Origin of the sequence: Aquamicrobium segne (genome assembly GCF_042656785.1) — a bacterium.
GTDB classification, from domain to species: Bacteria; Pseudomonadota; Alphaproteobacteria; order Rhizobiales; family Rhizobiaceae; genus Mesorhizobium; species Mesorhizobium segne.
This window is the reverse complement of record NZ_JBHSLL010000042.1, coordinates 1-9,462: the sequence shown is the minus strand read 5'-3', so window position 1 is coordinate 9,462 and position 9,462 is coordinate 1. Positions and strand designations below refer to the sequence as shown.

Below are 9,462 nucleotides of genomic sequence, written 5' to 3'. Positions count from 1 at the left end.
GCGTGAAGTCATCCATGTCGAGGCCTGGCGCGACGGCAACTACCAGATCGAAACCTATCCGGAAGAGGGCCACCTCGATGCAGCATAACAGGACCGTCGCCTTCCTGACGGCGAGCATCACGATTTTCATCCTGTCAATCGATCCAGCTCTGGCTTCTGGCGGTGGCGGTCTGCCATGGGAAGGGCCACTGCAACAGATCCAACAATCGATCACCGGGCCGGTGGCGGGCTTCATTGCACTTGCGGCAGTTGCCGTCGCCGGCGGGATGCTGATCTTCGGCGGCGAGCTGAACGATTTCGCCAGACGGCTGATGTATGTCGTGCTGGTCGCCGGCATCTTGCTGGGGGCGACACAAATCGTTGGCCTCTTCGGTGCTTCCGGCGCATCGATCGGCACAGTCGAGGCTGTCCAGCCTACTGGGGCAGGGGAGGACGGTGATGGTTGAGTCAGTTGCTCTGCTCGCACGATCCCGCATTCATCGGGCGCTGTCGCGCCCGAACCATTTGATGGGCGCTGATCGTGAACTGGTTTTGCTGACGGGGCTGGCGACGGTCATCCTGATCTTTGTGGTCCTGACCTGGTTCTCTGCGCTGCTCGGCATCGCAATCTGGATTGGTGTCGTTGGCGCATTGCGAATGATGGCCAAGGCCGATCCGATGATGCGGCAGGTCTATCTGCGCCATATTCGCTACCGGCAGAATTACCGGCCAACATCGACGCCATGGCGCAGGTACTAACTCGTCCATGGTCGCACTTCGTCAGTTCCGCAATACAAATCCGTCCTTTTCCGATCTTCTCCCCTATGCCGGGCTGGTCGATAACGGCGTGATCCTGCTCAAGGACGGAAGCCTGATGGCCGGCTGGTACTTTGCCGGACCGGATTCAGAAAGCTCAACCAATCCCGAGCGCAACGAGGTTTCGCGTCAGATCAACGCGATCCTGTCGCGGCTCGGCTCCGGCTGGATGATCCAGGTCGAGGCCGTGCGCGTTTCGACCGATTCCTATCCACCACGAGAAAACTGTCATTTCCCGGATGCGATTACCGCGGCGATCGACAATGAGCGGCGCGCTCATTTCGAAGCCGAGCGGGGGCATTATGAAAGCCAGCACGCACTGATCCTCACTTACCGGCCGCCGGAACGGCGGCGATCGGCCATGACCCGTTATGTCTATTCCGACGCCAAGAGCCGATCCGAGACCTATGCCGACACAGTGCTCGACAGTTTCCGGACATCGATCCGTGAAGTCGAGCAATATCTGGGCAATGTGCTGTCGATTCGCCGCATGGTCACGCGATCCGTGCCCGATTCAGAAACCGGGCGTGAGGCGCGTTACGATGAGCTTTTTCAGTTCATCCGGTTTTGCATTGTCGGCGAAAATCATCCAGTCCGCCTCCCAGAGATCCCGATGTATCTCGACTGGTTGGCAACAGCCGAGTTCCACCATGGGCTTTCGCCGATGGTCGACGGCCATTACCTGGCTGTCGTTGCCATAGACGGCTTTCCAGCCGAGAGCTGGCCAGGCATTTTGAACCTGCTCGACGCGATGCCGCTGACCTATCGCTGGTCGAGCCGCTTCGTCTTCCTCGATGAGCAGGAAGCGCGGCAAAAACTCGAGCGCACCCGCAAGAAATGGCAGCAGAAGGTGCGGCCCTTCTTCGATCAGCTGTTTCAGACCCAGAGCCGGTCCGTTGATCAGGACGCCATGATGATGGTGGCCGAGACCGAAGACGCGATCGCCGAGGCCGCCTCTCAGCTTGTCGCTTACGGCTATTACACCCCCGTCATCGTCATGTTCGATCATGACGATGACCGGCTGCGCGAGCAGGCCGAAGCGGTGCGCAGGCTGATCCAGGCGGAAGGATTTGGGGCGCGGATCGAGACGCTCAACGCCACCGAGGCCTATCTAGGCTCGCTGCCGGGCAATTGGTACACCAACATCCGCGAGCCGCTGATCAACACGCGCAACCTCGCCGACCTCATCCCGGTCAATTCGGTGTGGTCGGGCAGCGCCACCGCGCCTTGTCCATTCTATCCGTCGGCCTCACCGCCGCTGCTACAGGTTGCCAGCGGCTCCACACCGTTTCGACTGAACCTTCATGTCGATGATGTCGGCCACACTTTGGTATTCGGCCCGACGGGGTCCGGCAAATCGACATTGCTCGCCCTGATCGCGGCTCAGTTCCGGCGTTATCGCGATGCGCAGATTTTTGCCTTCGACAAAGGCAACTCGCTCCTGCCGCTGACACTGGCCGCCGGCGGTGACCACTATGAAATCGGGGCAGGGGAGGGCGACGCCAAGCTCGCCTTCTGCCCGCTGGCCGAGCTGGACACCGATGGCGACCGTGCCTGGGCGGCCGAGTGGATCGAGACGCTGGTAGCCATGCAGGGTGTGAGCGTGACGCCCGATCATCGTAATGCGATTTCGCGCCAAATCAGGCTGATGGCTTCTGCGCCCGGCCGCTCACTGTCGGATTTCGTCAGTGGCGTTCAACTGCGTGAGATCAAGGATGCGCTCCACCACTACACCGTCGACGGGCCGATGGGGCAACTGCTTGATGCCGAGCAGGATGGCCTGACATTGGGCACCTTCCAGTGCTTCGAGGTTGAAGAGTTAATGAATATGGGCGAGCGCAATCTTGTGCCGGTCCTACTTTATCTCTTTCGTCGTATCGAAAAACGCCTGACCGGGAACCCGAGCCTTATCATTCTCGACGAGGCCTGGCTGATGCTGGGCCATCCGACATTCAGGGACAAGATCCGTGAATGGCTCAAGGTGCTGCGCAAGGCCAATTGTGCGGTCCTGCTGGCCACGCAGTCGATTTCCGATGCTGAGCGCTCCGGCATCATCGATGTGCTGAAGGAAAGTTGCCCAACGAAGATCTGCCTGCCGAATGGCGCGGCACGTGAACCGGGCACACGCGAGTTCTATCAGCGCATCGGCTTCAACGAGCGCCAGATCGAGATCGTGGCATTGGCTACGCCCAAGCGCGAATATTACGTCGCCTCGCCGGAGGGTCGGCGCCTGTTCGACATGGCGCTCGGGCCTGTCGCGCTTTCCTTTGTCGGCGCGGCCGGCAAGGGTGATCTCAAACGCATCCAGCAGCTTGTCCGCAACCACGGTAAAAACTGGCCGGCGGTCTGGCTTACGGAAAGGGGGGTCGGCAATGTCGAAACCATTCTCGCACACGGCTAGGGTTGCCATTGCCGCGCTTGGCATCATTGGCGGGGTTCCATCTGCTCCCGCCAATGCCGGAGCCGTCACCGGACAAGCGACGGAATGGACGCAACTGCTCAACAATTCCGAACTGGTGGGCTTGGTCGGCCAGTCTGCAGAGCAAATCCAGAACCAGATACAACAGATCACCCAACTGGCTGAGCAGATACAGAACCAGATCCGAATCTACGAAAACATGCTGCAAAACACATTGCAGCTTCCCAGCCATATCTGGGGGCAGGTGGAAAGCGATCTCACCCGCCTTCAGGGTCTCGTCAATCAGGGGCAGGGCATCGCGTTTTCGATGGGCAATATTGACGACGTTCTGAAGCAGCGGTTCCAGAGCTTCGCTGACTTCAAGAGCGGGCTTGCCAATGGCGAGAGCTTTTCATCGAGCTACCAGGACTGGTCCGACACCAATCGTGACACCATTGCGTCGACATTGCGCGCCGCCGGTTTCACCGCCGAACAGTTCGGCACGGAAGAAGCCACCATGTCGCAGCTCCGCTCGATGTCGCAAAGCGCGGTCGGCCAGATGCAAGCCCTTCAAGTCGGGCATCAGATCGCGGCGCAGCAGGTCGCACAATCCCAGAAGCTGCGCGGGCTCGTGTCACAGCAAATGACGATGATGGCCACCTGGTACCAATCCGAGCAGGCAGCAAAGGACCTCGCCCAGACACGGCGTGAGGAATTCTTCAAGTCAACCGCACCGTCAACTTCTGGCGGTCAGATGATGGAGCCACGCTGGTGAACAGGACCGTCCTTATTATTGCAGCCATTATCGTGGTGGTCGGCATTGCCGTAACGTTCTGGATTGTCTTGGGTCCTGCTGGCACGCCAGAGCCCACGGCGCCAACCACCACTGCCCCTCAGCAGTTCGATACGACCGGTGGTCAGGAAATGCGGCCGCGCTGGGGCGCCCAGGAGGAGCAGGGCAATGACGCCGCCGGTGATTAGGGCGGCGGTCATTGTCCTGCTTGCCCTGTTGATCCTGATCGAACCGGCACTCGCACAGGACGGATCGCTGCTGACCAGTCTGGAAAACGAAGTGGCCAGTGCCGCCCAGGGATGGGAGACGACCGTCCTGCAAGCTGCTCGTTCGCTGTTCTGGATCCTTGCCGGCATCGAGATCGGCATTGCCGCCGTCTGGCTGGCGTTGGCGGCCGCCTCGCTCGACACCTGGTTTGCCGAACTGGTGCGCCGCATCATGTTCATCGGCCTGTTCGTCTTCATTCTCGAACAGGGGCCTGCCTTCGCCAAGGCGATGGTCGACAGCCTGTTTCAGATCGGCGCTGGCGGTGGCTCGGCTTCGCCCGCCAATGTCTTCAATGCCGGACTGCAGGTGGCCAGCGCCATGTCGAGCAAGGCTCAGTTCGGGCTGTTCGAAGATAATGCGCTCGCCATCGCCGCCGTCTTTGCCATGATCGTCGTCGTCATCTGCTTCAGTCTCGTCGCCGCGATTTTTATCTCGGTGATGGTGGAGATGTATGTCGGCCTGCTTGCCGGCATGATCATGCTCGGTCTTGGTGGCTCCAGCTTCACCAAAGACTTTGCCGTCCGCTACCTCGTCTATGCCTTCAGTGTCGGAATGAAGCTGATGGCGCTCGTGATGATTGCCCGCATCGGTTCCCAGGTGCTGGTCAATCTGGCCAGCGGCCCATCCGGCACCGACGAATATCTGTCGACGCTCGCGATCGCCGGTATTTCCGTCGTCGTCTTCATCATCTCGATCTACGTACCCAACATCATTCAGGGCGTTGTGCAGGGCGTTTCGGTGACCGGCGGTATGGAGACCATCCGCCATGGCGGACAGGCTGCAAGCTTTGCTGCCGGCGGCGCAGCCCTTGCCGCTGGTGGCGCAAGGGCAGGGGCGGCGGCCTATTCAGACGCCCGCGCCGCCGGCGCCTCCTTTGGAGCGGCGGCACTCAAAGGCATGGCGTCTGGCGTTGGCGCCACAGGCGGCGCGCTGGCTGGTGCTGCTCGCGACAAGGCCATCGGCGTACCCGGCACATGGGGTGCCTCGACGCTGGGCCTTGCCAATTCCAAGCTCGACCAGTCCCAGGGGCGGCCGACGCGAAAACCTTCAAGTGACGACAAGGCGTGAGTAATTGATCATGGCGGGACATACTCCACCCGAAAACCCCTATCTTGCCGCGCGCCAGGAGTGGAATGAGCGCTACGGTTCCTATGTGAGCGCGGCGCGCTCATGGCGCATTGTCGGCATCACCGGCATGCTGATGGCGGTGATCGGCTTCTCCTATGCGCTTTATCAAAGCACACAGGTCAAGCTCGTGCCCTATATCGTCGAGGTCGATCGTCTGGGCACGGCCGCCAGCGCCGGGTTTCCGCAGCAGATCGAATATGCCGATGCCCGCGTCGTGCGCGCCACACTTGGCTCCTTCGTAAGCAATTTCCGCTCGGTGACACCTGATGCGGTTGTCCAGAAGCAATATATCGACCGCACCTATGCGCTGCTGCGCACCTCCGACCCGGCCACCGAGAAGATCAATGCCTGGTTTCGGGGCAATTCCCCCTTCGATCGCGCACTCACCATGACAGTCGCCATCGAGGTGACCAACATCGTGCCATTGTCAAACCAGAGCTATCAGGTCGACTGGACCGAGTTTCAGCGGGATCGGCAAGGCAAGGAGCTCGGCACCCGTCGCTACCGTGGCATCGCCACCGTGACGCTGACGCCGCCCCAGGACGAAGCGGTCATCCGCTTCAATCCGATCGGGCTTTATCTGAAAGATTTCGAGTGGACGGCGCAGCTGTGAGCGTCCCGCAGGAGAGTATCATGATCATATCCAGGATGCGGGATATCATTTTGTGCACCGCCCTGCTTTTGTCCGCAATGCCGGTGTCTGCTCAGGCACAAACGCTGAACGCCAATGAGGCACGAGGAACAAACCTCTCCGGTCAATGGCAGTCGGGGAGGGGGGTCGTTACCCGTGGCAATGACGGCAAGGTGATTTTTCTGTTCGGCGAGGTTCAGCCTTCAGTCGTATGTTCACCCCTTCAGGTTTGCGACATCGAGCTTCAGCCTGGAGAGATCGTTCGTGATGTTCTTCTTGGCGATACGGTACGCTGGAAAGTCGAACCGGCAACCTCCGGCGCACCCGGCGGACAGGCAATACATCTCATCGTCAAGCCATCCGAGGTCGGGCTCGTCACCTCGATGGTGGTGACGACGTCGCGGCGCACCTACCACATTCAGCTCAAATCCCATCAGAGCCAATATATGGCGCGGGTCGGATTCGAATATCCCGAGGACGTCAACGCCCGTTTCGCCGAAATCAGCGCGCGCATGGAAGCCAGCATCGTCCCGGGTGCCGGCGTTGCTGCCGACCAGCTTAATTTCGCGTTCCGGATGAGCGGTTCGGCGCGCTGGCGTCCAACGCGGATCTACACCGACGGCCAGAAAACCTACATCCAGTTTCCATCCTCGCTGTCTGGCCAGGATGCTCCTGTGCTGTTTGTCGTGTCCGGCGGTGAAAACCGCATCGTCAACTACCGGATGAACGGTTCCATGATGGTGGTCGATTATTACATTGATCACGCCATCCTCGTTTCCGGCGTCGGTCGCCAGCAGCAGAAGATCACCATCCGGCGGGGAGGGTAGGGGGATGCACGGATTTTCCTTGTTTGGCCGCCTCGCTGCCGCTCTTATTTGCGCCGGCCTTCTCGCCGGTTGTCAAACGTTGGGACAGGTGGGCCTGATCCAAAGCACGGTCACCGCACAGCTGACGCCGGAAGCCGCCAGCAGTGTCGCCAGCGACATGGTGGGCATGCTCGCCGAACAGGCCGGGCCCGGCAACACCACGATCCGGTTTACGCCCGACGGCTCGGCATTCGGTCAGGCGCTCCACGTATCCCTGCAAAGCTGGGGTTACGCCATCGTTACAGATCAAAAGACCGACGAGGCAAATATCCTCGCTCTCGCCTATACGGTCGACGAATTCGAGGGAGCCGTTTTGGTCAGGTTGTCGACATTGCGCTTTGACCTGACCCGAATGTACAAGCCCGGCGCCGATGGTGCTTCGCCGGTTAGCCCGCTGTCGATCCGGCAACATGGTTCGGCAGGCACGGCATGACGCAATCGCTGAAGCTTGGCGGCGAGACGACCGCATCCGCTCCGAAGATCCGCCGCCTCAACCGGCTGCCGATTATCGGAGCCATTGCTCTGGTGGTGATTTTCCTTGCTGTCATCTTCTATGGGCTGACATCGCGCGGGCTTCGTTTTCGCGACAATGGGGACGCCGGCGCGGCAGGATCACAATCGGCATCGACCTATGCTGACCAGCTCACCCGCGGCGTTCCGGACGGCATTATCGGTGAGCCGATCCAGCCACAATTTCAGCCGCGCCCAATCGAGACGAGCGAAGCGGCGGTCAATCCTTTCCCGGCAACGGAAACCTCCGCCCGAACCGAACAGCAACCGCCGACCTCGCAGCTCGAGCCGGAAGAGGTTTGGCGAGCACGGCTCGAACGAGAGCAGCACGAACAGTATTTGCGCGAGCAGCATCGGCAGCGCATGGCGCGATTACAGGCCAATGAAGCAGCCTACGATTCCCCGATCGCTGTCGGCATCAACGAACTCAACCACAATCCAGCCACTGGCACTGGGGCAGCCGCAACTTCCTCCCCTGCTGGACAATCAGCACGGCCGACAAGCGCGCTCGATCTCTACGCCGCCGCCATGCAAGGTGGCATGACCGGCGCCAACAGCGACCCGAACGGGCAGGCCGGAAAAGAACGGTTCTTCAACCAGGACATTGCAGAACTTGGCTATCTTCCAAATCCTGTCGTGCCGCAGATATCACCCTATGAACTGAAACGCGGATCTGTCATCCCGGCCACGCTCGTAACCGGTATCAATTCCGATCTTCCCGGACGCATCACCGCCCAGGTCAGCCAAAACGTCTATGATAGCGCAACCGGGCGCCATCTGCTTGTCCCGCAAGGTGCAAAGCTCTTCGGCCGTTACGACTCCAATGTGTCGTTCGGGCAAAACCGTGTACTGGTTATCTGGACCGATATCATATTCCCGAACGGTTCCACGCTCCAGCTCGGCGGCATGGCCGGAACCGATTCTGCGGGCTATGGCGGGTTCAACGACCGTGTCGATAACCACTATTTCCGGACCTTCGGCTCCGCGGTCCTTGTGGCCCTGATCGGCGCTGGCACAGAAATGATGATCCCGCAGGATCGCAATGCGTTCGGCACATCCAATAGCGCCGAGGATGCCGCCAGGCGCTCATTTGCCGAGACCTTCGGCCAGATGTCGCAACAAACCTTATCACGAAATCTCAATGTTCAGCCAACGCTGAAAATTCGCCCAGGATACCGGTTCAATGTGCTGGTCGACCAGGATATCGTGTTTCCAGGCTCGGCGCGATGAGCCCTGTGCGCTTACATGAGCCTGGCGTTTCAATTCGACGAAGGTAGCCGACAGGGCTAAGCCAGCGTTGTCATTGTCTTTCATCCTGTTTCGTCAAAGCCATGACTTTTGTTATGTAACTGCCAGGAAGAGCGTCTTCAGCATAGGTGAATGTACCGGTTGCCTTGACCTCTTCTGCGGCACGCATCAGCGCTCCAAGTGCTGCACGGGCAAATGATCCACCGACGCTGGTGCGACGCACGCCTGCTTCAGACAATTCACCGACTGAAAAAGCAGACCCTTTCAGCCCCATAACGACGTTGACGGGCTTGTCTACAGAAGCACAGACCGTTCTGATTGCCTCCAGATCAGGCTTGTCCCATAGGAAATTCTCGGCTCTTGCTGTCAGCAGAAAAGGCAGATCTCTTGCAGCTTCAGCCGCTGCCTGAACACGTTCGACCGCCTGAGACAGTCCATATATCGGTGCAGTTGGATCACCTGTTGCATCCTCAATCGAGCCGCCAACAAGCCCGATCTTGGCAGCAAGACGGATGGTTTCTGCGCAGACTTCCGGTGCATCTCCAAAACCATCCCCAAGATCGGCCGATACGGGCAACGTGGTTGCCCCAACAATTTCGGCTGCATTATCGAAAATTTCATTGCGCTCCAGACTGGCAAAGGAATCCAGCTTGCCTTTTGAGAAGGCATAGCCTGCACTTGTTGTTGCAAGCGCTTCAAACCCAAGGCTTGCCAATAGACGGGCCGAGCCTGCGTCCCAGGGATTGGGGGTGACAAAGGTCCGCTCATGCAGCGCTTTGAAGCGTTCATATTTGCTTTGCTGGCTTAACATTTTCATCCCTCATCT

11 protein-coding genes are annotated in these 9,462 nt (G+C 59.6%); 10 read left to right on the top strand and 1 reads right to left on the bottom strand.

Features of this window, described 5'->3' with window-relative positions:
* Positions 1-77 precede the first annotated feature (77 nt).
* From ACFPLB_RS12380 to trbI, 10 genes are read left to right on the top strand one after another with little or no spacing between them, the layout of a single operon-like run.
* Positions 78-446 carry a TrbC/VirB2 family protein gene (locus ACFPLB_RS12380; protein WP_378230051.1) on the top strand — a complete coding sequence of 123 codons (369 nt, stop codon included), beginning with the start codon at positions 78-80 and terminating at the stop codon, positions 444-446.
* Positions 439-738, top strand: a complete 300-nt coding sequence (locus tag ACFPLB_RS12375) for a conjugal transfer protein TrbD (RefSeq protein WP_378230049.1) — start codon at positions 439-441, stop codon at positions 736-738. Before ACFPLB_RS12380 ends, ACFPLB_RS12375 begins: the two co-directional genes overlap by 8 nt.
* Before the next feature lie 7 nt (positions 739-745).
* Positions 746-3,196 carry a conjugal transfer protein TrbE gene (locus ACFPLB_RS12370; RefSeq protein WP_378230047.1) on the top strand — a complete coding sequence of 817 codons (2,451 nt, stop codon included), beginning with the start codon at positions 746-748 and terminating at the stop codon, positions 3,194-3,196.
* Positions 3,168-3,968, top strand: coding sequence for a P-type conjugative transfer protein TrbJ (trbJ, locus tag ACFPLB_RS12365; protein ID WP_378230045.1), 801 nt, complete (start codon positions 3,168-3,170; stop codon positions 3,966-3,968). The genes ACFPLB_RS12370 and trbJ overlap by 29 nt, the downstream gene beginning before the upstream one ends.
* Positions 3,965-4,174: a TrbJ/VirB5 family protein gene (locus tag ACFPLB_RS12360; protein WP_378230043.1), complete on the top strand. Its 210-nt coding sequence runs from the start codon at positions 3,965-3,967 to the stop codon at positions 4,172-4,174. The genes trbJ and ACFPLB_RS12360 overlap by 4 nt, the downstream gene beginning before the upstream one ends.
* Complete coding sequence (gene trbL, locus ACFPLB_RS12355) at positions 4,155-5,321, top strand: P-type conjugative transfer protein TrbL (RefSeq protein ID WP_378230041.1); 1,167 nt, start codon at positions 4,155-4,157, stop codon at positions 5,319-5,321. Before ACFPLB_RS12360 ends, trbL begins: the two co-directional genes overlap by 20 nt.
* Positions 5,322-5,331: 10 nt before the next feature.
* Positions 5,332-5,994, top strand: a complete 663-nt coding sequence (locus ACFPLB_RS12350) for a conjugal transfer protein TrbF (RefSeq protein WP_378230039.1) — start codon at positions 5,332-5,334, stop codon at positions 5,992-5,994.
* A 20-nt stretch (positions 5,995-6,014) separates the two neighbouring features.
* Complete coding sequence (trbG, locus tag ACFPLB_RS12345) at positions 6,015-6,839, top strand: P-type conjugative transfer protein TrbG (RefSeq protein ID WP_378230037.1); 825 nt, start codon at positions 6,015-6,017, stop codon at positions 6,837-6,839.
* A gap of 4 nt (positions 6,840-6,843) precedes the next feature.
* Entirely contained in the window at positions 6,844-7,311 is a 468-nt protein-coding gene (gene trbH / locus ACFPLB_RS12340; protein WP_378230034.1) for a conjugal transfer protein TrbH, read from the top strand.
* Positions 7,308-8,618, top strand: coding sequence for an IncP-type conjugal transfer protein TrbI (trbI, locus tag ACFPLB_RS12335; protein WP_378230032.1), 1,311 nt, complete (start codon positions 7,308-7,310; stop codon positions 8,616-8,618). Before trbH ends, trbI begins: the two co-directional genes overlap by 4 nt.
* A 70-nt stretch (positions 8,619-8,688) precedes the next feature.
* On the opposite strand, the gene ACFPLB_RS12330 is transcribed toward trbI, so the two are convergent.
* Positions 8,689-9,447 carry an isocitrate lyase/PEP mutase family protein gene (locus ACFPLB_RS12330; protein ID WP_378230030.1) on the bottom strand — a complete coding sequence of 253 codons (759 nt, stop codon included), beginning with the start codon at positions 9,445-9,447 and terminating at the stop codon, positions 8,689-8,691.
* Between the last annotated feature and the right edge of the window lie 15 nt (positions 9,448-9,462).

Coding starts and splice junctions, on each gene's coding strand:
- ACFPLB_RS12380 (WP_378230051.1), top strand. CDS start 78: ATGCAGCATAACAGGACCGTCGCCTTCCTGACGGCGAGCATCACGATT.
- ACFPLB_RS12375 (WP_378230049.1), top strand. CDS start 439: ATGGTTGAGTCAGTTGCTCTGCTCGCACGATCCCGCATTCATCGGGCG.
- ACFPLB_RS12370 (WP_378230047.1), top strand. CDS start 746: ATGGTCGCACTTCGTCAGTTCCGCAATACAAATCCGTCCTTTTCCGAT.
- trbJ (WP_378230045.1), top strand. CDS start 3,168: ATGTCGAAACCATTCTCGCACACGGCTAGGGTTGCCATTGCCGCGCTT.
- trbL (WP_378230041.1), top strand. CDS start 4,155: ATGACGCCGCCGGTGATTAGGGCGGCGGTCATTGTCCTGCTTGCCCTG.
- ACFPLB_RS12350 (WP_378230039.1), top strand. CDS start 5,332: ATGGCGGGACATACTCCACCCGAAAACCCCTATCTTGCCGCGCGCCAG.
- trbG (WP_378230037.1), top strand. CDS start 6,015: ATGATCATATCCAGGATGCGGGATATCATTTTGTGCACCGCCCTGCTT.
- trbH (WP_378230034.1), top strand. CDS start 6,844: ATGCACGGATTTTCCTTGTTTGGCCGCCTCGCTGCCGCTCTTATTTGC.
- trbI (WP_378230032.1), top strand. CDS start 7,308: ATGACGCAATCGCTGAAGCTTGGCGGCGAGACGACCGCATCCGCTCCG.
- ACFPLB_RS12330 (WP_378230030.1), bottom strand. CDS start 9,447: ATGTTAAGCCAGCAAAGCAAATATGAACGCTTCAAAGCGCTGCATGAG.